The 25,708-nt window shown below is 73.0% G+C and carries 20 protein-coding genes and 1 tRNA gene; 11 read left to right on the top strand and 10 right to left on the bottom strand.

The genetic code is table 11. The features are described from left to right. Window positions 1–25 precede the first annotated feature (25 nt). On the top strand, window positions 26–1,039 hold the full coding sequence (locus J3473_RS06485) for an ArsA-related P-loop ATPase (protein ID WP_207022392.1): 1,014 nt from the start codon (window positions 26–28) through the stop codon (window positions 1,037–1,039). After that, the gene (locus J3473_RS06480; protein WP_207022391.1) at window positions 1,039–2,214 is read left to right on the top strand and encodes an ArsA family ATPase; all 1,176 of its coding nucleotides are present in this window, start codon (window positions 1,039–1,041) and stop codon (window positions 2,212–2,214) included. Before J3473_RS06485 ends, J3473_RS06480 begins: the two co-directional genes overlap by 1 nt. A gap of 181 nt (window positions 2,215–2,395) precedes the next feature. Here the strand turns inward: J3473_RS06480 and J3473_RS06475 are convergent, their stop codons facing one another. Next, the gene (locus J3473_RS06475; RefSeq protein ID WP_051750177.1) at window positions 2,396–2,719 is read right to left on the bottom strand and encodes a WhiB family transcriptional regulator; all 324 of its coding nucleotides are present in this window, start codon (window positions 2,717–2,719) and stop codon (window positions 2,396–2,398) included. Between the two features lie 235 nt (window positions 2,720–2,954). Here J3473_RS06475 and J3473_RS06470 point away from each other — a divergent pair, with 235 nt between their 5' ends. Beyond that, window positions 2,955–5,375 carry a transglycosylase domain-containing protein gene (locus tag J3473_RS06470; protein ID WP_207022390.1) on the top strand — a complete coding sequence of 807 codons (2,421 nt, stop codon included), beginning with the start codon at window positions 2,955–2,957 and terminating at the stop codon, window positions 5,373–5,375. 72 nt (window positions 5,376–5,447) lie between these two features. Here the strand turns inward: J3473_RS06470 and J3473_RS06465 are convergent, their stop codons facing one another. Beyond that, entirely contained in the window at window positions 5,448–5,912 is a 465-nt protein-coding gene (locus J3473_RS06465; RefSeq protein WP_207022389.1) for a GatB/YqeY domain-containing protein, read from the bottom strand. A 79-nt stretch (window positions 5,913–5,991) separates the two neighbouring features. Here J3473_RS06465 and J3473_RS06460 point away from each other — a divergent pair, with 79 nt between their 5' ends. Both J3473_RS06460 and J3473_RS06455 read left to right on the top strand, forming a co-directional pair. Then, window positions 5,992–6,972 carry a metallophosphoesterase gene (locus J3473_RS06460; RefSeq protein WP_207022388.1) on the top strand — a complete coding sequence of 327 codons (981 nt, stop codon included), beginning with the start codon at window positions 5,992–5,994 and terminating at the stop codon, window positions 6,970–6,972. Window positions 6,973–7,081: 109 nt separating this feature from the next. After that, window positions 7,082–7,155, top strand: a tRNA-Pro gene (locus tag J3473_RS06455). A gap of 263 nt (window positions 7,156–7,418) precedes the next feature. Here J3473_RS06455 and J3473_RS06450 read toward each other — a convergent pair. Next, complete coding sequence (locus J3473_RS06450; RefSeq protein ID WP_242525718.1) at window positions 7,419–9,317, bottom strand: potassium transporter Kup; 1,899 nt, start codon at window positions 9,315–9,317, stop codon at window positions 7,419–7,421. Between the two features lie 169 nt (window positions 9,318–9,486). Further along, entirely contained in the window at window positions 9,487–10,635 is a 1,149-nt protein-coding gene (locus J3473_RS06445) for an ROK family protein (protein ID WP_207022387.1), read from the bottom strand. Window positions 10,636–10,729: 94 nt separating this feature from the next. Here J3473_RS06445 and J3473_RS06440 point away from each other — a divergent pair, with 94 nt between their 5' ends. Beyond that, window positions 10,730–12,040, top strand: a complete 1,311-nt coding sequence (locus J3473_RS06440) for a DUF1479 domain-containing protein (RefSeq protein ID WP_030526518.1) — start codon at window positions 10,730–10,732, stop codon at window positions 12,038–12,040. 46 nt (window positions 12,041–12,086) lie between these two features. On the opposite strand, the gene J3473_RS06435 is transcribed toward J3473_RS06440, so the two are convergent. Continuing rightward, window positions 12,087–13,676, bottom strand: a complete 1,590-nt coding sequence (locus tag J3473_RS06435; protein WP_207022386.1) for an alpha-amylase family glycosyl hydrolase — start codon at window positions 13,674–13,676, stop codon at window positions 12,087–12,089. 258 nt (window positions 13,677–13,934) lie between these two features. On the opposite strand from J3473_RS06435, the gene J3473_RS06430 reads away from it, so the two are divergent. Continuing rightward, the gene (locus tag J3473_RS06430; protein ID WP_207022385.1) at window positions 13,935–15,281 is read left to right on the top strand and encodes an HNH endonuclease signature motif containing protein; all 1,347 of its coding nucleotides are present in this window, start codon (window positions 13,935–13,937) and stop codon (window positions 15,279–15,281) included. An 11-nt stretch (window positions 15,282–15,292) separates the two neighbouring features. On the opposite strand, the gene J3473_RS06425 is transcribed toward J3473_RS06430, so the two are convergent. Beyond that, window positions 15,293–15,715: a hypothetical protein gene (locus J3473_RS06425; RefSeq protein ID WP_207022384.1), complete on the bottom strand. Its 423-nt coding sequence runs from the start codon at window positions 15,713–15,715 to the stop codon at window positions 15,293–15,295. A gap of 64 nt (window positions 15,716–15,779) precedes the next feature. On the opposite strand from J3473_RS06425, the gene J3473_RS06420 reads away from it, so the two are divergent. Beyond that, window positions 15,780–15,986 (top strand): hypothetical protein, encoded by a 207-nt coding sequence (locus tag J3473_RS06420; RefSeq protein WP_207022568.1) that lies wholly within the window; start codon window positions 15,780–15,782, stop codon window positions 15,984–15,986. A 65-nt stretch (window positions 15,987–16,051) separates the two neighbouring features. Here J3473_RS06420 and J3473_RS06415 read toward each other — a convergent pair whose 3' ends face one another. The 4 genes from J3473_RS06415 to J3473_RS06400 are packed head-to-tail and all read right to left on the bottom strand — an operon-like array spanning window position 16,052 to window position 21,427. Next, window positions 16,052–18,223: an alpha-galactosidase gene (locus tag J3473_RS06415; protein ID WP_207022383.1), complete on the bottom strand. Its 2,172-nt coding sequence runs from the start codon at window positions 18,221–18,223 to the stop codon at window positions 16,052–16,054. Next, on the bottom strand, window positions 18,220–19,149 hold the full coding sequence (locus J3473_RS06410) for a carbohydrate ABC transporter permease (RefSeq protein ID WP_207022382.1): 930 nt from the start codon (window positions 19,147–19,149) through the stop codon (window positions 18,220–18,222). Before J3473_RS06410 ends, J3473_RS06415 begins: the two co-directional genes overlap by 4 nt. After that, complete coding sequence (locus J3473_RS06405; protein ID WP_207022381.1) at window positions 19,146–20,054, bottom strand: carbohydrate ABC transporter permease; 909 nt, start codon at window positions 20,052–20,054, stop codon at window positions 19,146–19,148. Before J3473_RS06405 ends, J3473_RS06410 begins: the two co-directional genes overlap by 4 nt. Window positions 20,055–20,074: 20 nt before the next feature. After that, entirely contained in the window at window positions 20,075–21,427 is a 1,353-nt protein-coding gene (locus tag J3473_RS06400; protein WP_030526509.1) for an ABC transporter substrate-binding protein, read from the bottom strand. A 235-nt stretch (window positions 21,428–21,662) separates the two neighbouring features. Between J3473_RS06400 and J3473_RS06395 the strand changes: the two genes are divergently transcribed. From J3473_RS06395 to galT, 3 genes are read left to right on the top strand one after another with little or no spacing between them, the layout of a single operon-like run. Then, window positions 21,663–23,651 (top strand): beta-galactosidase, encoded by a 1,989-nt coding sequence (locus J3473_RS06395; protein WP_207022380.1) that lies wholly within the window; start codon window positions 21,663–21,665, stop codon window positions 23,649–23,651. Further along, complete coding sequence (locus J3473_RS06390) at window positions 23,651–24,454, top strand: DeoR/GlpR family DNA-binding transcription regulator (RefSeq protein WP_030526507.1); 804 nt, start codon at window positions 23,651–23,653, stop codon at window positions 24,452–24,454. The genes J3473_RS06395 and J3473_RS06390 overlap by 1 nt, the downstream gene beginning before the upstream one ends. After that, window positions 24,451–25,569, top strand: a complete 1,119-nt coding sequence (gene galT, locus J3473_RS06385) for a galactose-1-phosphate uridylyltransferase (protein WP_207022379.1) — start codon at window positions 24,451–24,453, stop codon at window positions 25,567–25,569. The genes J3473_RS06390 and galT overlap by 4 nt, the downstream gene beginning before the upstream one ends. Window positions 25,570–25,708 lie beyond the last annotated feature (139 nt).

Genomic DNA, 25,708 nt, shown 5'->3' with positions numbered 1-25,708 from the left:
CGGCGGCCCGATCTAGGCTGGCCGCATGGCCGCCCCTCCTCTCGCGCGCGTCCTCGACGGTGTCCGGCTGCACGTCGTCACCGGCAAGGGGGGTGTCGGCAAGACGACGGTCGCCAGCGCGCTCGGGCTCGCCCTGGCCCGGCAGGGTCGGCGCGTCCTCCTCGTCGAGGTCGAGAACCGGCAGGGCATCAGCCAGACCTTCGGGGTGCCACCGCTCGGCACCGACGAGGTCCGCCTCGTCCAGGACCCCTCGGGCGGCGAGCTCTGGGGGCTGTCGGTCGAGGCCAAGGCCGCGCTGCTCGAGTACCTCCAGACGTTCTACAAGCTCGGTCGCGCGGGTGGGGCGCTCGAGCGGATGGGCGTCGTCGACTTCGCGACGACGATCGCCCCGGGTGTGCGCGACGTCCTCCTGACCGGCAAGGTCTACGAGGCGGTGGGCCGCACGACGGGCGGGAAGCGCGGCCAGGGCGCCCACGCCTGGGACGCCGTCGTCCTCGACGCCCCGCCGACCGGCCGCGTCGGCCGCTTCCTCGGGGTCAACGAGCAGGTGGCGGGCCTGGCGCGGATGGGTCCCATCCACCAGCAGGCCGAGTCGATCACCCGGATGCTCCGCAGCCGCCGCAGCCTCGTCCACGTCGTGACCCTCCTCGAGGAGATGCCGGTGCAGGAGACCGCCGACGCCGTCGCCGAGCTGTCGGCGGCCGGCTTCGGCCTCGGCGCCGTCGTCGTCAACCAGGTCCGCGAGCCGCTCCTGCCGGACGCCCTCGTCGACCGGCTGGCGCAGGACCCGGCCGGCCTCGAGGAGCAGGTGCGCGCCGACCTCGCGGCCGTCGGCGTCCGGTCCGGCGCCCGGACGGTCGGGGGGCTGCTCGCCGAGGCGGCCGACCACGCCGCCCGCGTGGCGCTCGAGCACGAGCTCGGTGGCGAGGTCCGCGGGCTGGGGCTGCCGACCGTCACCCTCCCGGCGCTGACGACGGGCACCGACGACGGCGGGGTGGGCGTCCTCGCCGACGAGCTGCACGAGCAGGGGGTCGGCTGATGGCCCCGCGCACCACCGCCGACGCCTTCGACGTCGACGCCCTCCTCGCCGACCCCGCCACCGGCATCGTCGTCTGCTGCGGCAGCGGCGGCGTGGGCAAGACGACGACCGCGGCGGCGCTCGGCGTGCGCGCCGCCGAGGCCGGCCGGCGGGTCGTCGTGCTCACCATCGACCCCGCACGGCGGCTCGCGCAGTCGCTCGGCCTGTCGACCCTCGACAACACCCCGCGCCCGGTCGAGGGCGTCGGCGCCGCGGCGGGCGGCTCGCTCGACGCGATGATGCTCGACATGAAGCGGACCTTCGACGAGGTCGTGCTCGCGCACTCGACCCCCGAGAAGGCGCAGCAGATCCTCGACAACCCCTTCTACCAGGCGGTCTCCAGCTCGTTCGCGGGCACGCAGGAGTACATGGCGATGGAGAAGCTGGGCCAGCTGCGCGCGCAGGCCGACGCCGACGGCACGTGGGACCTCGTGGTCGTCGACACCCCGCCGTCGCGCTCGGCCCTGGACTTCCTCGACGCCCCGAAGCGCCTCGGCTCCTTCCTCGACGGCCGCTTCATCCGCCTGCTCATGGCCCCCGCGAAGGCCGGCGGGCGGGCCTACCTCAAGGTGTTCTCGGTCGGCGCCAACCTCGCCGCGGCCACCCTCTCGAAGGTCCTCGGCGGGCAGTTCCTCAGCGACGTGCAGACCTTCGTCGCGGCGCTCGACACGATGTTCGGCGGCTTCCGCGAGCGCGCCGACGTCACGTACGCCCTGCTCAAGGAGCCCTCGACGGCGTTCGTCGTCGTCGCCGCCCCCGAGCGCGACGCGCTGCGCGAGGCCGCCTACTTCGTCGAGCGCCTCGAGGCGGAGTCGATGCCGCTCGCCGGCGTCGTCGTCAACCGGATGCAGCAGCTCGCCGCGCCGGGGCTCAGCGGGTCACGGGCGACGGCCGCGGCCGAGCAGCTCGAGGACCGCGCGGACGACGCCGACGCGGTGGGCCCGAGCACGGGGCCGACGCCGGCTCTCCTGCGGCTGCACGCCACGCTGGCCGAGGTCGCGGAGCGCCACGAGGCCCGGGTGCGGCGGTTCGTCGCGACCCACCCCGGCGTGCCGGTGCGCACGGTGCCGGCGGCCGCGACCGACATCCACGACCTCGACGGCCTGCGCGAGGTCGGCGCCGCGCTCGGCGGCTGAGGCCGGGACCCCCGGCCCGGAGGCCGCTCCCCGGACGCCCCTGGACACCCCCGGACGCACAAGGCCCCGGGGAGCCGACCGGTGCCCGTGACTGCAGGGGGTGCCACGGGCGTGCAGGGGGATGGTCGGCCCCACCGGGGGGTCTTGGGGTGGGAGGCGGCGCGCACGGCACCGCCTGCGGTCAGGCGATGGCGCCCTCGGCGCCACGGGCCTTCGCCGCGGACAGCAGCGCCGTCCAGGAGCGCACGTCGGGACGGCGGCGCAGCAGGGCGCGCCGCTCGCGTTCCGTCATGCCGCCCCACACACCGAACTCGGTGCGGTTGTCGAGCGCGTCGGCGAGGCACTCGGCCACGACCGGGCAGCCCTTGCAGACGATCTTGGCGGCGCGCTGCGCCTTGCCCTGGACGAAGAGCGCGTCGGGGTCGCTGCCGGCACACTTGCCGAGCGGCGCCCACTCCGTCACCCACTGCCCCTCGGTCGGGGCCGTCACCGGTGAGATGCTCATGTCCACCTCTCTTCGCTGTCTCGGGTCCTCGCCCCCCTCTCGGAAGAGGACATGCATAAACCGTAGGTTGATACCTGACCTGCAGGTATCGGCCGAAGCGGTCCCCCGCCTGGCCGAACGGACGACCCCCGTCACCGACCCCTGACCCACCGCTCCGGCGGGCCCTCGACGCCCACCCGCGCGCCGCCGTCTCGGCCCTCGGGCATCGTCAGGTCCCCGCGTTACCCTGTCGCGCATGGACGGACGTGCGCAGAACTTCCCGGCCGTGCTCAGGTTGCTCCTCGGTTTCGTGGTGCTGAGCACGGTCGCCGGCCTGCTGCTGGCGGGCATCGCCGTCCCCGCGATCGGGGCGAGCGGGCAGGCGGCCAAGAGCGGGGTCGACTTCTTCAACGACCTGCCGAGCGACTTCGAGGTCTCGCCGCTCGCGCAGCAGTCGAAGATCGTCGACGCGAAGAACCACGTCATCGCCAACCCGTACGACGAGAACCGCATCATCGTCCCGCTCAACAAGATCTCGAAGAACATGCGCAACGCGCAGATCGCCATCGAGGACGCGCGCTTCTACGAGCACGGCGGCCTCGACCTGCGCGGCTTCACCCGGGCGGTCGTCTCCAACGCCCAGGGTGGTGACGTGCAGGGCGCGTCGACGCTGACCCAGCAGTTCGTCAAGGTCACTCTCCAGGAGCAGGCGCTGCGCGCCGGCGACGAGCAGGCGGCCAAGGCGGCCGTCGCCGAGAACTACGGACGCAAGCTGCAGGAGCTCAAGTACGCGGTCAACGTCGAGGAGAACTTCACCAAGGACCAGATCCTCCAGGGCTACCTCAACCTCGTCTACTACGGCGACCAGGCCTACGGCGTCGAGGCCGCGGCCCTCAACTACTTCGGCGTGCACGCGAACAAGCTGACGCTCGGCCAGTCCGCCCTCCTCGCGGGCATCGTCCAGCAGCCCACCGCGTACAACCCGGTCATCAACCCCAAGCAGGCGCAGGCACGGCGCAACGTCGTCCTCACCCGGATGCAGCAGCTGGGCTTCGCCTCCGCCAAGGACGTCGCGGCCGCCAAGAAGCAGCCGGTCGAGAAGATGCTGCACAAGACGCCGGCCAAGGGCGTGTGCCACCGCTCGAGCGAGCCGTACTTCTGCGCCTACGTCATGGCCTACCTCCAGCACTCGCCGCAGCTCGCGGCCCTCGGCAAGACCCCCGAGGAGCGGCTCAAGCGGATCAACCAGGGCGGGCTGACCATCCGCACGACGCTCGACCCCGCGATGCAGAAGATCACCCAGCGCGAGATCACCAAGGCCGTGCCCGTGGGCAACAAGAGCAACCTCGGCGGCGCCATCACGGTCGTGGAGCCCGGGACCGGCAAGGTCCTCGCGATGGGCCAGGCCGCCGACTTCGACAAGAACCAGACCAACTGGAACGTCGACCAGGTCTACGGCGGCGGTCCCTACGGCTACCAGTTCGGCTCCACCGCGAAGATGTTCGGCCTCGTCACCGCCATCGAGCAGGGCATGCCGATGAACGCGCAGATCTTCACCCCGTTCGCCACGAACCACGTCGACCACGCCTTCGGCGGCCCCAAGGTCGTCGGTGCCCCGTGCGGCGCCGACAAGCCCTGGGAGGTCGGCAACGACTACGCCATCGGCGGCCGGATGATGTCCCTCTCCGAGGGCATCGCCAAGTCGGTCAACACGTGGGCGGCGCAGCTGAGCATCGAGGTCGGGCCGTGCAACGTCCTCGACACGATGAAGAAGATGGGCGTGCACATGGCCAACGGCAAGGAGGTCGACCGCACGATCTCCAACGCCACGCTCGGCTCGGGCACGACCACGCCGCTCGCCCTCGCCAGCGCCTACGCCACCCTCGCGGCCGACGGCACCTACTGCGAGCCGAGCCCGATCGTCTCGATCACCACGCCGGACAAGAAGGAGATCAAGGTCCCCAAGACCTCCTGCAAGCAGGTCATCAAGAAGGAGACCGCCGCCGCCGTGTCCTCCCTCCTCGAGGGCACGCTGAAGAACGGCGGCACGGCCGACGGCCTCTGGGACGTCAGCGCCCGCCCCGCCGCCGGCAAGACCGGGACGACCAACGGCCACAACCAGTCCTGGTTCGCCGGGTACACCCGCCAGCTCGCGAGCGCCGTCTGGATCGGCAACGTCAACGTCTCCGACAAGAACGGCAAGTTCTACTCGCTCAACGGCAAGTGCTTCGGCTCCTACGGCTGCTTCAGCCAGGTCTTCGGTGGCACGGTCTCCGCGCCGGTCTGGGCCAACACGATGAAGGCGCTCTCGAAGGGCATGAAGGTCGAGCAGTTCCCGACCCCCAGCTCGCAGACCCAGCGCGGCAACCTCGACCCGATCCCCAACGTCTACGCCCGCAACCCGGGCTCGGCCGCGGCGATCCTCCAGGGCGCCGGGTTCGGGAGCACGGTCGGCCAGAGCATCCCGAGCAACGCGCCGGTCGGCACGGTGGCGGGCACCTCTCCGTCCGGCGAGGCCGTCCGCGGCTCGACGGTGACCCTGCTCATCTCCTCGGGTGCGGCGGCCTCCCCCGCGGTCAACGTCAAGCCGACCCAGCCGGCGCAGACCAAGCCCCCGACCAAGGGCAAGCCCGGCAAGGGCAAGGGGGCTCCCAAGCCGCCGGGCGGCAAGGGCTGACGCCTGGCGCACGACGAGGGCCCGACCGGAGCATCCGGTCGGGCCCTCGTCGTGTCGGGCGGGAGGTGGGGGTCAGCGCCCCGCGAGGACCGCCTTGACGACCCCGGCGACCCGGCCGCCCTCGGCGCGGCCGGCGACCTCACCCTGGGCGGTCTTCATGACCCGGCCCATGTCGGCCATGCCGCTCGCGCCCGTGGAGGCGACGGCCCGCTCGACGATGGCCCGCAGCTCGTCGTCGCCGAGCTGGGCGGGCAGGTAGGCCTCGAGGACGGCGAGCTCGGCGTCCTCGACGTCGGCGAGCTCGGGTCGCTGCGCGTCGCGGTAGGCGGCCGAGGCCTCGCGCCGCTTCTTCGCCTCCTTGGCGACGACCTTGAGGACCTCGTCGTCGTCGAGCTCGCGGGCCTCGTCACCGGCGACCTCGGCGGTGGTCACGGACGTGAGGGCCATCCGCAGCGTGGAGGCGCGGACCTTGTCGCGGGCGCGCATCGCGTCGTGGAGGTCGCTCTGCAGCTTCGCCTTGAGGCTCTGGGCGTTCATGGGGCCACTCTCCCACCCGGGCGCGCGCGCGGTCACCCGGGATTCCCCGACGGGCGACGCCGTTTGCGAGGATGGACCGATGACGCCTCCCGCCCGCACCGCCCTGCGCGCCGTCGGCGGGCTCGTCGGCGCCGGCCTCGCGGGGGTGGCCTACGCCTCCCTCGTCGAGCGCACCTGGTTCGCCCTGCGCCGCTTCACCGTGCCCGTCCTGCCGGCCGGGTCGGCGCCGGTGCGCATCCTCCAGGTCTCGGACCTGCACCTCACGCCGGGCCAGCGCCGCAAGATCGACTGGGTCCGCTCCCTCGCCGAGCTGCGCCCCGACTTCGTCGTCAACTCCGGCGACAACCTCGCCCACCTCGAGGCCGTCCCGCCGCTGCTGCGGGCCATGGAGCCGCTCATGGAGTTCCCGGGGGCGTTCGTCCTGGGCTCCAACGACTACTTCGCACCGATCCCGAAGAACCCGGCGCGCTACCTGACCTCCCGCCACGCGACGGCGCCGCGGCCCCGGGGCGACCTGCCGGTCGGCGCGCTCGTCGACGGGCTGCGCGCGGGCGGCTGGGCGGACCTCGACAACGCCCGCACGGTCGTCGAGATGGGCGGGCACCGGGTCGAGCTCGTCGGGGTCGACGACCCGCACGTCGAGTTCGACCGCTACGACCGGGTCGCCGGCCCGGCCCGGGACGACGTCGCGCTGACGGTGGGGCTGGTGCACGCGCCCTACCAGCGCATCCTCGACGCGATGGTCGCCGACGGCGCCGGCCTCGTCCTCGCCGGCCACACGCACGGCGGTCAGCTCGCGCTCCCCGTCTACGGCGCGCTCGTGACGAACTGCGACCTCGACACCGGCCGCGCCAAGGGCGTCTCGCGCTGGTGGCCGGGGGCCGGTCCCGGCGGTGGCGAGGGCCGCGTGCTGCCCTCGTCGGCGGCGCCGGCGGACGCCGCGTGGCTGCACGTCTCCGCCGGCCTGGGGACCTCGCCGTACGCTCCGGTGCGCTTCGCGTGCCGTCCGGAGGCGACGCTGCTCACCCTCGTGGCGCACGGCGCGGACGACCTCGGCTGAGGTCGCGGGGCCTCTCGCGTGACCGTCGGGGGGACCGATTTCGGATGCTCGCGGGTGGTCGGCTATCCTCGGGTGTCGCGGCGGCCTTCGGGTCGTCGATGACGTGCCACGGGGTGTGGCGCAGCTTGGTAGCGCGCTTCGTTCGGGACGAAGAGGTCGCAGGTTCAAATCCTGTCACCCCGACATCACGAGAGGGCCGGGCCGGATCGACGGAGTCGATCCGGCCCGGCCCTCTCGCTCGTCGGGGGACAGGGTGCCGGGAGCGCGAGCCGGCGCCGACGGAGGAGGCGACGGGGAGCGCGGCGTCCTGTCACCCCGGCACCGCAGGACCACCCCGACACCGCGAGATCCTGCCAACCCCGCCTCGCCGCCCCTATCTCGCCTCGCCGCGCCGCCACACCACCCCGGCCGGGCGAGACCACCCCGGCACCGCGAGGTCAGGGCGGTCAGACGTGCAGCTGGGCGCCGACGACGACCGTGCGGGCGATCGGCAGGTGGAAGTACTCCGTGGGGTCGGCCGCGTTGTGCGACATCGCGATGTAGACGCGCTTGCGCCAGCGCGACATCCCGGGCCGGTCGGCGGCGTGGACGGAGACCCGCGAGAGGAAGTACAGCGCGGTGTCGCGGTCGAAGGAGAGGTCCGGGGTCTGCGCGGCGAGCGCGAGCGCGGCCGGGATGTCCTGCTCGTCGGCGAACCCGAAGTGCAGCCGGACGAGGCAGATGCCGTCCCACTCGTCGCCGAGGTCGTCGACGACGACCCGCTCCTCGTCGGGCACGTGCGGGACGTTCATCCGGATCGTGTTCGTGATGATGACGTTCTCGTGGAGCACCTTGTTGAAGTCGACGTTCTCGCGCAGCGACAGCGGGGTCGTGTCGTGGCCGGTGTGCAGGAAGACGGCGGTGCCGGGGACGCGGCGCAGCCCGCCCGCGTGCGCCTCCTCGAGGAACTCGGTGAGGGGTCGCTCGACCTTGGCCCGCCGCGCCTTGACGACGCGCTGCCCCTTGGACCACGTGAGCATGACGAACGCGATGACGGTCGCGAGCAGCACCGGCAACCAGCCGCCGTGGGTGATCTTCGTGGCGTTGGCGGCGACGAAGCTCAGCTCGACCCAGAGGAACAGCCCCCCGAACGCCCACAGCCGCCACCGGGGCCAGTCGAGCGCGGCGTCGGCGTAGACGAGGAAGAGGCACGTCGTGAGGGCCAGGGTCGCGGTGACGGCGAGGCCGTAGGCGACCGCCAGGTGCTCGCTGCTGCGGAAGCTGAGCATGAGGACGAGGACGCCCGCGAAGAGCACCCAGTTGATCGCCGGCACGTAGATCTGCCCGCCCTCGTGCTCGGAGGTCTGGCGGACGGTGAGGCGGGGCAGGAAGTCGAGCCGCTCGGCCTGCCGAGACACCGAGAAGGCCCCCGAGATGACGGCCTGCGACGCGATGACGGTGGCCGCCGTGGCGAGGACGACGAGCGGAAGCGTCGCCCAGTCGGGTGCGAGGTGGAAGAAGGGCCGGTCGATCGTCGTGGGGTCCTTGACGATGAGCTCGGCCTGCCCGAGGTAGTTGAGGGTGAGGCTCGGGAAGACGAGCCAGAACCACCCCGTGGCGATGGCCGGTCGCCCGAAGTGGCCCATGTCGGCGTAGAGCGCCTCGGCCCCGGTGATCGCCAGGACCACCGCGCCGAGGGCGAGGAAGCTGACGAGCGGGTGGGCCAGCGCGAACTGGAGCGCGAGGTGCGGGCTGAGCGCGAGCAAGGCCTGGGGGTAGGCGAGGACGTGCGGCAGCCCGAGCGCGGCGAGCGTGAGGAACCACAGGACCATGACGGGGCCGAAGAACCGTCCGACCCGGTCGGTGCCGTGGCGCTGGACGACGAACAGGACCGTGATGACCGCCGCGCCGAGCGGCAGCACCCACGACGTGAGCCCGGGCTCGACGACCTCGAGACCCTCGACGGCGGACATCACGGAGATCGCGGGCGTGATGACCGAGTCGCCGTAGAACAGGGCGGCCCCGATGACCCCGAGCACCATGACGAGCCGGAACCGCTTGCCGCCGGGGCGCACCGAGCGCCGTGCGAGGAAGGCGAGCGAGAGCACCCCGCCCTCGCCGTCGTTGTCGGCCCGCAGGACGAAGAGCACGTACTTGACCGACACGACGAGCGTGATGGCCCAGACGACGGTCGAGACAACGCCGAGCGCGTTGTCGCGCGTCGGCTCGACGATGCCGCCGTCGAGCGCGAAGACGGTCTGCATCGCGTAGAGCGGGCTCGTGCCGATGTCGCCGAAGACGACGCCCAGGGCCCCGAGCACGAGGGCGCGCCGGGTCGTGGTCGAGGGGGCGGACGGTGCGTTCACGGTGCCGAGCGTAGGCGGCGCAGGAGCCCGTCCCGCCCGGAGTCGAGGGCGGAAGCGGTCGCGGGGGCAACCTCGAACGCCCTCGACCCGGCACCGGCGCCCCCACCCCCGGGGTCGAGTGCGCAGGTGGTTGCCCTGGGTGCCGCGTGCGCACTCGACACCGAGGGGGTCAGCGCGCGGCGGACCCGGTGACGACGTGCTCGCGCAGCCGCCGCAGCGCCTCCTGCCGGGCGCCGGCGAGCGCGGGCTGCTCGCGCACCGCGGGCGGGCGCAGCGCGACCCGCCGGGGCATCGCCTCGACCTGCCGCGCCACCCGCTCCAGGAACGCCGGGTGCGACCCCCACACCCCGCCGAGGACGACGGCGGCGGGGTCGGTCAGCGCGACGAGCGCGGCGAGGACGCCACAGACGGCGCTCGCGAGCGCGTCGAGCGTGGCGGCGGTTGCGGCGTCGCCGTCACCGGCCTCGAGGAGGCCCAGGACGGCGGCGGTGTCGACGGCGGTGCTGCCGCCCTCGCGCAGGCCGAGCGCGCCGATGACGTCGGTGAACGGGCCGGCCCGCCCGTCGGGCCCGGTGGTCACGAGGTGCGCGACCTCCCCCGCGAGGCCGCGGGCGCCCCGCAGCACCACGCCGTCGGCGACGACGGCGCACCCGAGCCCGCGGTCGAGGTAGAGGTAGGCCAGCTCGCCCCCGCCGGCGGCGTCCGGGCCCGCCGCGGCGAGCTCGGCGCGCGCTGCCCAGTTGACGTCGTTGTCGACGACCACCTCGCCCTCGACGAGGGGCGCGAGGAGCGGGACGGGCGAGAGGTCGCCGACGAGGAAGGGCGCGTCGGGCAGGTGGACGAGCGCCCCGCTCGCGCGGTCGACGGGGTCCGCGGCGCTGACGACGGCCACGCGGACGGCGCCGGGGGCCGCGGCCGCCGCCCGGGCGACGACCTCGGGCAGGACGCGCTCGAGCCGGTCGGGCGTGGTGGGCAGGGCCAGCCCCTCCGTGGCCCTGCTCACCACCCGTCCGTGGACGTCGACGGCCTCGGCGCGCACGCCGTCGGGGGCGATGCTCACCGCCAGCGCGACGCCGAGGTCGGGGACGAGGTCGAGGATGGTGCCCGCGCGTCCGCGGCCTCCGGTGCGCTCACCGGTGTCACGCACGACGCCGGCCTCGGTCAGCCGGCGCACGCTCTCGCCGACGGTGGGCTTCGACAGGCCCGCCCGGGTCGCGATCTGCGCCCGGGTCAGCGCCGGCTCCTCGAAGAGCACCCCGAGCACGTGCCGGTCGGACAGCTGCCGCAGCAGCCGGAGCGAGGGCTTGGGGGGCTCCACGGCCGCGATCCTAGTAAGGACTCTTGCCGAGATCGACCCGTCGCGCCTACACTCGGGATTCAGTCAGGAGTCCTTACTGAGTGGAGACCGGCCGATGACGACCACCGCCACGCCCCGCGGGCAGCACGCGCAGCCCCTGCCTGCCCTCCCCCACTGGGAGGAGCCGCCCGCGGACCTGCGCGCCGCGACGCGGGAGGTCAAGGCCGCCCTGCGCGCCCGCCTGGAGGCCTCCGGGCGCAGCGTCGAGGAGGTCTTCGCCGTCGTCGAGGCGCGTGTCCGGGCGGCCGTCGAGGAGGTCGAGGCGCAGCGGGCGCGCGGCGAGGAGGTCTGGCCGGTGCTCGACTACGCCGACATCGCCTCGGGCGCGGTGACCGCCGCCGACCTCGACCGGCTGCGCCGCCGCGGCTGCCTCGTCGTGCGCGGCCACTTCCCCCGCGAGCAGGCCCTCGCCTGGGACGCCGGCATCGTCGACTACGTCGAGGGCAACCGCTTCTTCGAGGACTACCGCGGCCCCGGTGACGACTTCTTCGGCAGCGTCGGCTCGCGGCCCGAGATCTACCCCGTCTACTGGTCCCCCGCCCAGATGGAGGCCCGCCAGAGCGAGCGGATGGCCACCGTCCAGCGCTTCCTCAACGGCCTGTGGCGGCACGAGTCCGAGGGCACGACGTGGTTCGACCCCGAGCGCGACTCGCTCTACCCCGACCGCATCCGTCGCCGCCCGCCGGGCGCCGACTCGGGCGGCCTCGGCACGCACCTCGACCCCGGCACCCTCGACCTCTGGATGACGCAGGCCTACCAGCGCGCCTTCCGCCACCTCTTCGACGGCAGCGTCGAGCAGTACGACCCGTGGGACGCCGCGCACCGCACGGCCGGCCCGCAGTACCCCGGGACGACGATGTGCTCGGCCTTCCGGACCTTCCAGGGCTGGACGGCGCTCTCGGACATGGACCACGACCAGGGCGTCCTGCACACCGTGCCGGTCCCCGAGGCGATGGCCTACCTCATGCTGCGGCCGCTGCTCGCGGACGTGCCGGACGACGACATGTGCGGCGTCACGACCAACCAGGTCTTCCCGGCCTCGGAGCAGTGGCACTCGCTGCTGCTGCGCGCGGTGAGCGGCATCCCCGACGTCCGCGCCGGCGACTCCGTCTGGTGGCACTGCGACATGATCCACGGGGTCGACCCGGTCACCGACCAGCAGGGCTGGGGCAACGTCATGTACATCCCGGCGGCGCCGTGGTGCCCGCGCAACGAGGCGTACGCGGCGTCGGTGCGCGAGGCCTTCGCCGACGGCAGCAGCCCGTCGGACTTCCCGGCCGAGCACTACGAGCGCACGTGGCCGGACCGCTTCGCCCCCGAGCAGCTGAACCGCACCGGCCGCCGGGGCCTCGGCCTCGAGGACTGAGCGGCGCGGCGCCGGTGTCCGAGGCGGACGCCGGCGCCGCTCGCGCTCAGGGGCGCTCGAAGATCCCGTACGAGAAGCCGGAGGCCTCGGCGCGGCCCCCGTCGAGGCGAACCCCCTCGACCTCGAGGCCGCGCGCACCGTCCCACCCGGACGGCAGTGTGGCGGCGGCCGGCTCGCGCCGCGGGTTGACCACGACGAGGTGCGTGCCGCCCCGGACGTACACGAACGGGTAGTCCTCGGTCAGCACCTCGAGCGAGCCCTCGGGCTGCAGCGCCGGGGTGGCGTGCCGCAGGGCGAGCAGCCGCCGGACGAGGTGCAGCAGCGAGCCCTCGTCCGCGCGCTGGGTCGCGACGTCCGGGCGCTCGGGCGAGGGGTCGAGCGGCAGGTAGAAGTCCGCCTCCGGCGCGGTGGAGAAGCCGGCGCCGGGCCCGGGCTCCCACTGCATCGGCGTCCGGGAGCCGGTGCGGTCCTGCGTCGTCTGCAGGAGGCTGCCCTCGCGGTCCGGCAGCCCCTCGACGTAGCGCATCCCGATCTCGTCGCCGTAGTAGATCGTCGGCAGCGACGGCCACGTGGCGACGAACGCGAAGGCCGCGCGGGCCATCGGCGCGGTGCGCGGGCCGGTGACGAGGCGCGCGTAGTCGTGGTTGGAGGTCGGCAGGGCGACGTGCCCGCCGCCGACCCCGATGGCGTCCGTGGCCCGCCGCCACTCGCGCAGGAAGGTGTCGACGCCGCCGCTGCCCTCGGGGTCGAAGAAGTAGCGGTCGGTGTCCGTCCACGAGGGGTCGTACGTGCCCACGCCGGTGTGCCACAGGGAGCGCAGGCCCGGGCGGCCGAAGTGCAGGAAGAAGTCGGCGTGGAACCCGGCCGGCACCGCGACGGCGGGGTCGCCCCACTCCGAGAGCAGCGCCCGGTCGGGGTGCTCGCGGTCGAGCCACTCCCGCATCTCGGCCCACAGCCGCGCGGTCTCGACGTGCCCCGGGTCGTCCTTGACGAGCGAGGCCGCCATGTCGACGCGGAAGCCGCTGATGCCGAGGTCGAACCAGTGCGCCATGACGTCGCGCAGCGCCTGCCGGTTGGCCCGGGGGCCCTCGGCGTCGACCGGGTCGCGCCACGGCTGGCCGGGGTCCTGGCGGGCGTAGCCGAAGTTGAGCGCCGGCTGGCAGGGGTAGAAGTTCAGCTGGTAGTAGCCGCCCCGGCGGCCCGGCACGGGGCACCAGATGCCGGCCGGGGTCCCGACCCGCTCGTTCCAGATGTAGCGCCCGTCGGCCGGGTCGTCGACCCACTCGCGGAACCACGGGTGCTGGTCGCTCGTGTGCCCGGCGACGAGGTCGAGCAGGACGCGGATGCCGCGGCTGCGGGCGGCGTCGACGAACGCGGCGAGGTCCTCGTTCGTGCCGTAGCGCGGCGCGACGGAGAGGTAGTCGGCGACGTCGTAGCCGGCGTCCGCGAAGGGCGAGGCGAACAGCGGGCTGAACCAGACCGCGTCGACCCCGAGCCACGCGAGGTGGTCGAGCTTCTCCGTGGCCCCGGCGAGGTCACCGATGCCGTCGCCGTTGCCGTCCGCGAAGGTCTGCGGGTAGATCTGGTAGAGGACCGAGTTCGCCAGCCAGGCCGGCTGGGGGCGGGTGCTGGCCATCCGGCCACCATAGCCAGCCGCTGGTGGTCGTGGGCTGCTCGGTCGTCCACAGGTCGCTCGTCGCCCGCTCGTGGTCCACAGGCGTGTCCTCGGGCCCGGCCGGCTGTCAGTGCTGGATGGGATCATGGTGGCATGTCAACGGGGACAACCGAACTCGCGAAGCGCCGCTCCGCGATGGAGGCTGCCGGCGATGCGTTGACGGGTATCTCGGAAGTGCTGTTCGGGGCGGTAGGAGCGGAGCTGGGTGAGCTGTTGGGAGTGGCCGACCGGCTCGCGGCGCTGGCCTCGGCGGCGCGGGTGGCGGTCGCGGTGGAGGCGGTTCGTCGGGGTGAGGTCGCGGGGGCCGGGGTGCAGGAGTGGGTGCGCGGGCTCGCGCCGTCGCTGCGCCAGGGCGGGGCGGTCGCGGTGGCGCGGATCGCGGTGGACGTCGCCGCGGCCGGGTCGGGCCCGGACCGTCCCCCGGCAGAGGACTCACCGCTGGGGATCGTCTGGGACGCGGTCCGCGACGGGCGCCTGGAGGCCGGCACCGGATGCGCGGTCCTGCGCGAGAGCGCCCGGGTGCAGCCGCTGCTGCGCGACGAGGCGCTCCCGACCGTGGCCACCGCGCTCGTCGACCTCGCGCAGCAGCACGGGACGGCGCTGATGCGCGGGCTCCGGCCACGGCTGATCTCGCAGTACGGCCACCACGGCGCCTTCGACGACCTGCAGGCCCGCCTCGCGCCCTCGGCCCGGCTGTCGATGCCGCACGTGGAGTCCGGCGACCTGACCGAGTACCAGCTGTGGATGACCCCGGAGCAGGCGGCCACCCTCGAAGCCGCGATCGGGCCGCGGTCCGCGCCCCGCCCGGACGAGCAGACCGGTCAGCGAGACCTGCGCCCGGCCGGGCAACGCCGCGTCGAGGCCCTGACCGAGGTCTGCACGATCGCGAGTGGCGTCGAGGCCGAGGCCCGGGCCGGGTCCCCCGCGACGCTGCACGTCGCGATGAGCCTGGCCGACCTGCAGGCCTGGACCGGCGCCGGCGAGGTCCTCGGCTCGGTCGCCACCGGCACCCTCCTCGGCCCGGACACCCTGCGCCGCCTGACCTGCGACGCCGCCCTCGTCGCGCACGTCCTGGGCACCCAGGGCGAACCCTTGGCCCTGGCCCGGCTGCTGCGGCTCTTCACCCGGGCCCAACGCCGCCACCTCCTGATCCGCGACCGCGGCTGCACCTACCCCGGATGCACCGCCCCCGCCGCCTGGACCCGCGCCCACCACGTCCGTCACTGGGCCGACGGCGGCCCGACCGATGTCCTCAACGCCGCCCTGCTCTGCCAACGCCACCACACGACGGTCCACCGACGTCGGCTCTGGGCCGAGGTTCGGCAACAGCCCGACGATCGCGGCCGCCACGTCGTCTGGGACCTGACCGACGGCTCCTACGACCGCGCCCTCGCCGCTCTGCCACCCCCGACGCCCGATGAGCCGGTTCTGTCGGCCACGGACCACTTCCCGGACGACCCCCCGGACCTGCACTTCGACACCTGGCGGCATGCGGTGACTCACGGCAGCCGGGCCACCCGCGCCGCCGGAACGCAGGCGCAACCCACCCATCGCTCATGCCGATGAGCGGACGGGGGCTACTCCGCTGCGGCGACAGCGTCGAGCCAGACTTGACGAAAGTCCAGCGGTGGGGCCTGGTCGGTGGGAGCCAAGCAGACGAGCCCCTCGGGGCGATCGTTCTTCCACGTTGAAGGAGCCATGAAGATGGCGCGAGCGCGACGCCGTTCGACGGTGCGGGCGTTCTCGTCGGACGACTCGCCAATGAGGTCGGCCTCTTCGGCTGCCCAGCGGTTGAGGTGCTCCGAAAGGACGTACACCTCAATCCAGCCGTGATCGAACCACGTGAGAAGGCAGCGTGCGCAGTCCTCTGGAGGCCAGGGGCCATGTTGCACGATGCCGTCGCGGGTGTAATCGCGCGCACCGCCCGGGAGCTCGAAGAGGAAGGCGCCTTCGTGAACGGCCCAGAGCATCCCCTGATGCAAGTCCTTGGTCTCATCCACCGTGGCATGGTGCCAGCAAGCGTCCACTCGTGCCGCGGATGGCTAACCTCTCCCCGTGAAGCGGATGGTGGTGGACGGTGAGCGCTTCGAAGTCACCGAGCGTGCCGGCGAGCCCGGCGTCTACGACCTCCTCTGGGTCTCGGGGCCCCATGAGGGATACGGGTTCACCAGCTCCACGGACGGCGGTGACGTCCAGACAGATGCTGTGCTCGAAGACGCCGTCCGCAACTTTCTGATCCAGGTGGATCGCAGGACTGGCTACATCGACTGAGCAGCCTCAGCTTCCGCGCTGGGGGCGGGTGCGGGTCATCGCTCCACCCTGGCCAGCGGGCCTGCTCACGCCCCGTCGACGGAGGTCAGGTGCAGGAGGTACCCCTGGCCCGGCGCGAGGGCGGGGACGGGTAGCCCGTGGTCGTCGAGCACCGCACCCGCGACGAGGATGCCGTCGTCGCCCTGCGCCTGCTCGAACCACCGCGGGCCCCGCACCTGCTGGCTCTCCGGCAGGCCGGCCTCCGGGCGCACGCGCACCCGGTAGCGACGGGCCGGGTCGAGCCCCGGCAGCGGCACCGCCCCGGGCGTGACCCCGCGGCCGCTGACGACCCGGACCACGGTGAGCGCGGCCGCGGACCGGTCCGCCGCGACGACGCCGCCGACGACGAGCGAGGGGTCGGGATGGTCCGAGCGCATGACGTCGCCGGTGTGCAGCAGCGGCCGCAGCTCGCGGTAGAGGCCGCTCCACGCCCGCAGGGCGTCGAGCTCCTGCGGCGAGCAGGTCGAGATGTCCCACTCGAGGCCGGCGTGCCCGCCGAGCGCGACGAGCATCCGCAGCGAGAGGTCGAGGTCGCGGTGCGTCGTGTGGGCGCGGGGCGGCCCGACGTGCGTGCCCATCCGCTCCGGCGGCACGAGCAGGCCGGTCCACCGCTGGATGGCGACCCGCTCGAGGGCGTCGTTGCAGTCCGAGGTCCACACGCGGTCGGTGCGCGCGAGGACGCCGAGGTCGACGCGGGCCCCGCCGCTGGAGCACGACTCGATCTCGAGCGCGGGGAACCGCTCGCGCAGCGCGTCGAGGAGCCGGTAGGTCGCGCGGGTCTGGGCCGCGACGGCGGGCCGGTCGGTGCCGGTGGCGTCGGTGCGCACGGCCTCGTGGAGGTCGCGGTTGTGGTCCCACTTGACGAAGTCGACGCCGTACGTGCCGATGACGTCCGACATCGCGGCGAGGACGTGGTCGAAGGCGTCGGGGTTCGCGAGGTCGAGGACGTGCTGGTGGCGCGAGGGCGGCGTCGGACCGGCGGCCGGGCCGAGGACCCACTCCGGGTGGGCGCGGACGACGTCGGAGTCGAGGTTGAGCATCTCGGGCTCGAACCACAGCCCGAACTCCATCCCGAGGCCCTTGACGTGCTCGACGAGCGGGCCGAGGCCGTCGGGCCAGACCTCGTCCGAGACCTGCCAGTCGCCGAGGCCACGGGTGTCGTCGCGGCGCGACCCGAACCAGCCGTCGTCGAGGACGAAGCGCTCGACGCCGATGGACGCCGCGGTGTCGGCGAGCCGTTGCAGGTGCCCGAGGTCGGTCTCGAAGTAGACCGCCTCCCACGTGTTGAGGACGAGCGGGCGGGGGCGACCGGCGCGGTAGTCCGCCCCGGCGCGCTGGTGGCGCACGAGGCGCGCGGTGAGGCCGTCCAGGCCCGCGTCGGACCAGACCGCGACGACGTCCGGGGACGTCCAGGTCTCGCCCGGGCCGAGCCGGACCTCGCCGGACTCCAGCGCCTCGCCCGCGCCGATGACGGCCGCGTGGGCGCCGGCGCCCTCGGGGAGGCGCTCGACGAGGTGCTCGTGGTGGCCGCTCCAGGCGGCGTGCACCGACCAGACCTCACCGTGACGGAAGCCGAACCCGGTCGTGCCGGCGGTCATGAGCAGCGTCGCGTCGTGGCCGGTGCGGCCGCGGCGGCCGGTGCGCAGCCAGGTGCCGTCGGCGACGAGGCGCCGCTGCGGCGTGCGCTCGCGCACCCAGCGCCCGCTGAGGTCGAGGACCTCCTCGGCGCGGGCCGGCAGCGGCAGGAGGGTGCGCAGGGCCGCGACCTCGAGCGGCGCCGTGCCGGCGTCGGCGGTCGACGTGACCGAGGTCGACGTCGTGAGCACCCCGTGCTCGTCGAGCGCGAGGACGAGCTCGACGACCGCCTCGCTGTCGACGGCCTCGGCCCGCACCGTCGCGCGCCCGCCACCGCCGGTGACCGTCGCCACCCAGCGCGGGGCGGCGGCGCCCCCGGCGCGGTGCAGGGCGATGCCGGGCGTCCCGAGCCAGCCGTCGCCGGAGGTCGGCAGGACGGTGAGGTCCCACGGCTCGTCGAGCGCGTTGTTCGCGACGGGGGTGTCGCGCAGCAGGGCCAGGTCGGCGGCCGCCGCGTCGGGGAGGTCGGCGCCCCAGTGCAGGACGGCGGGCAGGCCGTGGTCGCGGTGGGCGAGGACGAGGGCGACGCCCCCTCCCCGCAGGACGGTGTGGTCGGCGCTCACCCCTTGGTCGACCCGAGCGTCAGGCCGGAGACGAACTGCTTCTGCAGGACGAAGAACACGACGAGGACCGGCAGCGCCACGAGGATGGATCCTGCCGCGACGAGGTTGGTGTCGGAGAAGAACTGCCCGCGCAGGTTGTTGAGCGCGCTGGTCACCGGGTACTTGTCGCCGCGCGAGATGAGGACGGTCGCCCAGAAGAACTCGTTGTAGATCCACGTGACCTGGAGGGTCGCGAGGGCCGCGAGGGCCGGGCGTACGAGCGGCATGGTCAGCTGCCAGTACTGCCGCCACACGCTCGCGCCGTCGAGCTCGGCCGACTCGTAGATCTCGTGCGGCAGCGTCTTCATGTAGTTGCTGAGCACGAAGGTGCAGAAGCCCAGCTGGAAGGCCGTGTTGACGAGGATGAGCGCCCAGAAGCTGTTGAGCATCGTCCCGCTCGAGCTCATGAACTCCGGGAGGGGGATCTCGCGGAACATCCGGAACACGGGGATGAGGAGCGCCTGCGGCGGCAGCAGGTTCGCCGCGAGGAAGATGCCGAGCAGGGTGAGGTTGAAGCGGTACGAGAACCGCGCGAGGACGAACGCGACGAGCGAGGACAGGAACAGCGTCAGCGCCACCGCCGGCACGGTGATGAGGAGCGAGTTCTTGAAGTGCAGGCCGAAGTTGCCTCGGCTCCACGCGTTCTCGTAGTTGGCGAGGGTCCATCCACCGAACGACAGGTACCCGTTGGTCTGCGTGTACGAGTAGTCGCGGAAGGAGTTGTAGAGGGCCCACAGCAGCGGGAACAGCCAGGCGATCGCGAGGACGAGCATGATCACCGTCGCGACCTTGCCCCGGCGCTTGTTGAGGACGCCGCCGGAGGGCCCACGGCCCCCCGGGCTCGAGGGGCGGCTCTTCACGGGGGCCGGGGGTGCGGTGGTGGTCATCGGCGGTCCTCCCGGAAGACGATGCGCAGGTAGATGGTGATGAACACCGACGAGATGACCATCATGATGACGGCGAGCGCCGACCCGAAGCCGTAGCGCGTGGCCTCGCCGATGACGTTCTGCGACACCAGCGCCGAGATCAGCTCGAGGCCGTTGCGGCCCTTGTTGATGATCCAGACGAGGTCGAACGCGCGGAGCGACTCGATGACGACGATGACGAGGACGATCATGTTGATCGGGCGCATGACCGGGAAGATGACGTTGAAGAACGTCTTGACCTCGTTCGCGCCGTCGACGGCCGCCGCCTCGCGCAGCGACCCGTCGACGCCCTTCAGGCCCGCCAGGTAGATGAGCATGATGTAGCCGGTGTGCCGCCACGCGGTGGCGACGAGCACGGCCCACAGGTTGACGTCGGGGTCGCCGTACCAGTCGACGTTGCCCTTGAAGAGCTCGTTGATGAGGCCCTGGTCGGTCGAGTAGAAGAGCTGCCAGATGAAGCCGACGAGCGCCAGCGACAGCACGACCGGCAGGTAGAACGCGGTCTGGTAGAACCGGCTGCCCCACATCTCGCGGTCGAGGACGACCGCCAGCACGACCCCGAGGATCGTCGGGAAGACGAAGAGGAAGACCAGCCAGATGAGGTTGTGCTGGATGGCCGGCCAGAACGGTGGGTAGATCGTCGCGATGTCGACGTAGTTCTTCGTCCCGACCCACTGGATCGAGCTGAACTTGAACCCGTTCCACTTGGTGAACGACAGCGCCACCGAGGCCACCGCCGGCAGCCAGACGAGCCAGACCACGAGGATCGTGGGGACGCCGATCATCAGGGAGATGACCAGGCGGTCGCGCGCTCCTCGCTTCTTCTCGACCCGTCGTGACTGCCGGCGTGCGGTCCTGGTGGCCATCGTTCCTCCTCGTCCCCGGCTCAGCCGAGGATGGACGCGGCCTGCTGCTGGATGGACGACGTGACCTTGTCGATGTCGTTCGGGTTCTTGATGAAGTCCTGGAGCGCGACGGTGACGACGGTGTTGGCGAGGTCGGCGTTGGTGTCGCGGTCGAGGAACTGGGCGATGTTCTTCGCGTTCTGGACGACCTCGACCGACTTCTTCTGCAGCGCACCGTACTTCGCGGTGCTGGCACCCGAGTTGGCGGCGATGAACGGCGCCGAGCCCGCGTTGTTGCCGGCGTCCGCGGCCTCGGCGCTGCCGAGCCACTTGATGAACGCCTTGCCGGCCTCGGTGTCCTGCGCGCCCTCGGCGACGCAGAAGCCGTCGATCGGGGCGTCGAGCGCGTCGGCGCCGATCGTCGAGTCGAGCGCCGGGAAGGTGAAGAAGTCCAGGTCCTCCTGCGCCTCGGTCGGGACGCCGTCGACGACGAAGGTGCCGAGGAGGTACATCCCGCACTCGCCCTTGGACATCGAGGTCGCGGCCTCCTGCCAGGTGCGGCCGAGCGAGTTCTCCTGGTGGTAGGGCAGGAGGGTCTTCCAGGTCTCGAAGACCTTCTTGACCTCGGGGCTGTCCCACTTCTGCTCGCCCTTGGTCAGCTGCATGTGGAAGTCGAAGCCGTTGAGGCGCATGTTGAGGATGTCGAAGGTGCCCATCGGCGCCCACGCGTCCTTGGCCGCGAAGGCGAAGGGGGTGATCTTCTTGCCCTGCATGTCGGTCATGAGGGCGTTGAGCTCGTCCATCGTCTTCGGCTCGGTCCAGCCGTTCTTCTCGAAGACCGACGGGCGGTAGAAGACGGCCCACGGGTAGTAGCTGATCGGGACGAAGTACTGCTTGCCGTCCGACGCGGTGGAGGCCTGCTTGAAGGCGTCGCTCATGCCGTCGATGGGCCACACGTCGCTGAGGTCGGCGATCTGGCCCGCCTCGGCGAACTGCGACATGCGGAAGCCGGCGAACCACGTGAACACGTCGTCCGGGCTGCCCTGGAGGTAGGTGGTGATGCTCTCCTGGAAGGTGTTGTGGTCGACCGCGTTGACCGAGACCTGCACACCCTCCTTCTTCGCGTAGGCGTCGGCCATGCCCTGCAGGCGCTCGTAGGCCGGCCCGGAGCCCTTGGCCTCGTTGACGCCGAACTTGACGTTGCCGGCCTTGGCCGAGGCGCCGCCGCCGCTCGTCGAGGGCGAGTCGTCGCTGCCGCAGCCGGCGAGGGAGCCCGCGCCGAACAGGGCGCCGGCACCGAGGGCGCCCGACAGGAGGGTCCGGCGGTTCACCCCGCGGACGGAGGCGGGAAGGGAGCTCGCGAACCGGGGGTCGCGCGGGGCCGGGCGTGCCATGGGTGTCTCCTTTGACGAACGTGCCGCTCCTGACAGTTTCGATCAGAAACGAACAACCGATGGCTCCAGAGTGTGGAGTCGCGCCGCGAGGGTGTCAAGGGTCGTGACCAACCTTTGACCTTCGGAAACCACGGGCACAGCCCAATTGGCGTCTCACCCGCCGCGGTGGCTCGTCGCGTCGGTGGATGTTCGTATCTGTTGACAGATGTCGATTCCGCGCAACACACTGTCCGCCATGCGTCAATGGCCCGACGACCGCGTCGCCTTCGGTGGGGACTACAACCCGGAGCAGTGGCCGCGTGCGGTGTGGGACGACGACATGCGGCTGATGGCCGCGGCCGGGGTCAGCTTCGTCACCCTCGGCGTCTTCTCGTGGTCGTGGCTGGAGCCGACCAAGGGCGAGTACGAGTTCGGCTGGCTGGACGAGGTGATGGACCTCCTCCACGCGCACGGCATCGCCGTCGACCTCGCCACCGCCACCGCCACCCCGCCGCCGTGGCTGAGCGCCGCCTACCCCGAGATCCTCCCCGTCGACCGTGAGGGTCACACCCTCTGGCCGGGCAGCCGGCAGGCCTGGTGCCCGTCGTCGCCGCTCTACCGCGAGTTCGCCCTCGCCCTCACCGACCGGATGGCGCAGCGCTACCACGACCACCCGGCGCTCGCGATGTGGCACGTCTCCAACGAGTACGCCTGCCACAACCTGCCCTGCTACTGCGACACCTGCGCGGTGTTCTTCCGGCGCTGGCTCGAGCGCCGCTACGGGACGCTCGACGCCCTCAACGAGGCGTGGGGCACGGCCTTCTGGAGCCAGCGCTACACCGCGTGGGACGACGTCCTGCCGCCGCGGATCACGACGACGTTCGGCAACCCGACCCACGAGCTCGACTACCACCGCTTCGGGTCCGACACCCTGCTCGACTTCCACGTCGCCGAGAAGGAGGTCATCCGCCGCCACTCCCCCGACGTGCCGGTGACGACCAACTTCATGACGATGAGCGGCTTCCGGCTGCTCGACTACCACGACTGGGCGCCGCACCAGGACGTCGTGAGCACCGACCACTACGTCGTCGACGCGCTCGAGCACCCCCGCGCCGAGCTCTCGTTCCACGGCGACCTGACCCGCGGCCTCGCCGGCGGCGCGCCGTGGATGCTCATGGAGCACTCGACGAGCGCGGTCAACTGGCAGCCGGTCAACCCGGCCAAGCCACCGCGCGAGACCCTCCTCGACAGCCTGACCCACGTCGCCCGCGGTGCGGACGCCCTCGGGTTCTTCCAGTGGCGCCAGTCGCGCGCCGGCTCCGAGAAGTTCCACTCCGCCCTCGTCCCCCACGCCGGCGAGGACAGCGACCGCTTCCGCGAGGTCTGCGAGCTCGGCGCCGTCGCCGGGCGGCTCGGCGAGCTCGTCGGCTCGCGCGTCGAGGCCGACGTCGCCGTCCTCTGGGACTACGAGGCGCAGTGGGCGGTCAGCGGGCCGTGCATGCCCTCGGCCGCGCTCGACTACCCGCAGGCCGCGCACACCGTCCACCGCCTGCTGCGCGACGCCGGCGTCACGTGCGACGTCGTCCACCCCGACACCGACCTCTCGGGCTACCGGGTCGTCGTCGTCCCGACGCTCTACCTCGTCTCCGACCCCGCGGCCGAGCGCATCGCGGCGGCCGCCGCGGCCGGGACGCACGTCGTCGTCACCTACTTCTCCGGCATCTCCGACCCCGACGACCACGTCCGGCTCGGCGGCTACCCCGGCGCCTTCCGCGACCTGCTCGGCGTCCGCGTCGAGGAGCTGTTCCCGCTGCGGGTCGGCGAGTCCGTCGCCCTCGCCGGAGGCGGCAGCGGCTCGGTGTGGTCCGAGGACGCCCGCGTCCGCGACGCCGAGGTGCTCGACTCCTACGCCGACGGGCCGCTGGCCGGCCGGGCCGCCGTCACCCGCCGCACCGTCGGTGAGGGCGCCGCCTGGTACCTCGGCACGCTGCCCGACGACGCCACCCTCGCCGCGCTCCTCGCCCGCGTCACCGACGAGGCCGGGGTCGCGCCGGTCGCCGACGTGCCGGCCGGTGTCGAGGTCACCCGCCGCCGCTCCGCCTCGGGCTCCTGGCTCTTCGTCCTCAACCACACCGACGCCGGCTGCGAGGTCGCCGTCACCGGCCACGACCTCGTCGCGGGCGCCGACGTGGGCCCGGTCACCACCGTGGCGGCGCGCAGCGCGGCGATCGTCCGGGAGGCCTGATGCTCGCCAGCCAGCGCCGCGCCGCCATCCTCTCGATCGTCGAGGAGCACGGCGCCGCCCGCGTCTCCGAGCTCGTCGACCAGCTCGGCGTCTCGGACATGACCGTCCGCCGCGACATCGAGCGGCTCGACGGCGACGGCCTCCTCGAGCGCGTGCACGGCGGGGCGGTCGCCATCACCCCACGCGCCACCGACGAGCCGGGCTTCACCGCGAAGTCGACGCTCATGACCGCCGAGAAGCAGGCCATCGCGCTCGAGGCCGCGCGGCTGGTCCAGCCGGGCGCGACGATCGGGATCTCGGCCGGCACGACGACCTACGAGCTGGCCCGCGCCGTCCGCGACGTGCCCCAGCTGACCGTGGTCACGAACTCGGTCCCCGTCGCGCAGCTGCTCCACGAGTCGCAGTCGGCCGCGCACGTCGTCGTCCTCACGGGGGGCGTCCGCACGCCGTCGGACGCGCTCGTCGGGCCGGTCGCCGTCACCGCCCTCGCCGGCCTGCACGTCGACCGGCTCTTCCTCGGCGCGCACGGCATCGACCGCGCGGCGGGCCTCACCACGCCCAACCTCGTCGAGGCCGAGACGAACCGGGCGCTCGTCCGCTCGGCCCGCTCGGTGTGCGTGCTCGCCGACCGCTCGAAGATCGGGATCGTCGGCCTCTCGACCTTCATGGACCTCTCCGAGGTCGACACGCTCATCACCGACTCGGGCATCCCGGCCCGGGCGCGGCAGGTGCTCGTCGAGTCGGTCGAGCACCTCGTCCTCGCCGAGCCGGGCCGCCCCCGCCAGGTGGGCGACGCCGGATGACCCGGACCCGCACGGTCCGGCGCACGGTCCGCTCGCTCGCCGACGGCCGCGAGATCATCTACTTCGACGACTCCCCGGACGCGCCGGAACGCACCGCGGTCGACCGGCGCGAGCTCGGGCCCCGGGCCTCCGCCGGGCACGTCCGCTACGACGCGCTCGTCGGCGACTGGGTGGCCGTCGCGGGGCACCGCATGAACCGCACCTTCCTGCCGCCCAAGGACGAGTGCCCGCTCTGCCCGACCGGGCGCGGCAGCGTCCCCTCCGAGATCCCCGACGCCGAGTACGACGTCGTCGTCTTCGAGAACCGCTTCCCCTCGTACGCCCCCGTCGCGCTCGACGACGTCGTCGCCCCCCAGGGGTACCTGCACCGTCCGGCGCACGGCCGCACCGAGGTCGTCTGCTTCACGAGCGACCACGACTCCTCGTTCGCGGCGCTCGGCCCGGAGCGCGCCCGCACCGTCGTCGACGTCTGGGCCGACCGCACGGCCGAGCTCGGGGCGACGCCCGGCGTCGAGCACGTCTTCTGCTTCGAGAACCGCGGCCAGGAGATCGGGGTGACGCTGCACCACCCCCACGGTCAGGTGTACGCCTACCCCTACGTCCCCGCGCGCACCGCCGAGATGCTGGCCCGGGCCACCGAGCACCACGCCCGCACCGGTCGGCTGCTCGGCGCCGACCTCCTCGCCGCCGAGCGCGCGGACGGCTCGCGCGTCGTCCTCGCCGGCGAGCACTGGACGGCCTACGTCCCCTACGCCGCGCGCTGGCCGGTCGAGGTGCACCTCGCCCCCCACCGCGACGTCCCCGACCTCGTCGCCCTCGACGACGCCGAGCGCGACGAGCTCGCCCACCTCTACCTCGAGCTCCTGCGCCGCCTCGACGGCTACCACGTCGGCGACGACGGACCGGTCCGGCTGCCGTACATCGCCGCGTGGCACCAGGCCCCGGCGCGCACCGGCCGCGAGGTGTCGCGCCTGCTGCTCCAGGTGATGTCCGTCCTGCGCGGACCCGGCAAGCTCAAGTACCTCGCGGGGTCCGAGAGCGCGGTCGGTGGCTGGGTCACCGACACCCGGCCCGAGGCGGTCGCGGCGCGGCTGCGCTCGCTCGCCGGCGCCTGACGCCGGCAGAGGCGCCCGGCGGAGTCCCTGCGCTCCGCCGGGCACCGCCGTGCGGACCCCTCGCCCCTCCTCGAGCGGTCACGCACCCCCTGCGAGGCGTGGCGTGCGCATCGTACGACATAACCGACCAGCCGGTCTG

The organism is Phycicoccus sp. DTK01, from assembly GCF_017312765.1.
Lineage (GTDB): Bacteria > Actinomycetota > Actinomycetes > Actinomycetales > Dermatophilaceae > Phycicoccus > Phycicoccus jejuensis.
The sequence above is the reverse complement of the archived record's forward strand: the minus strand, read 5'-3'. Positions and strand labels throughout refer to the sequence as shown.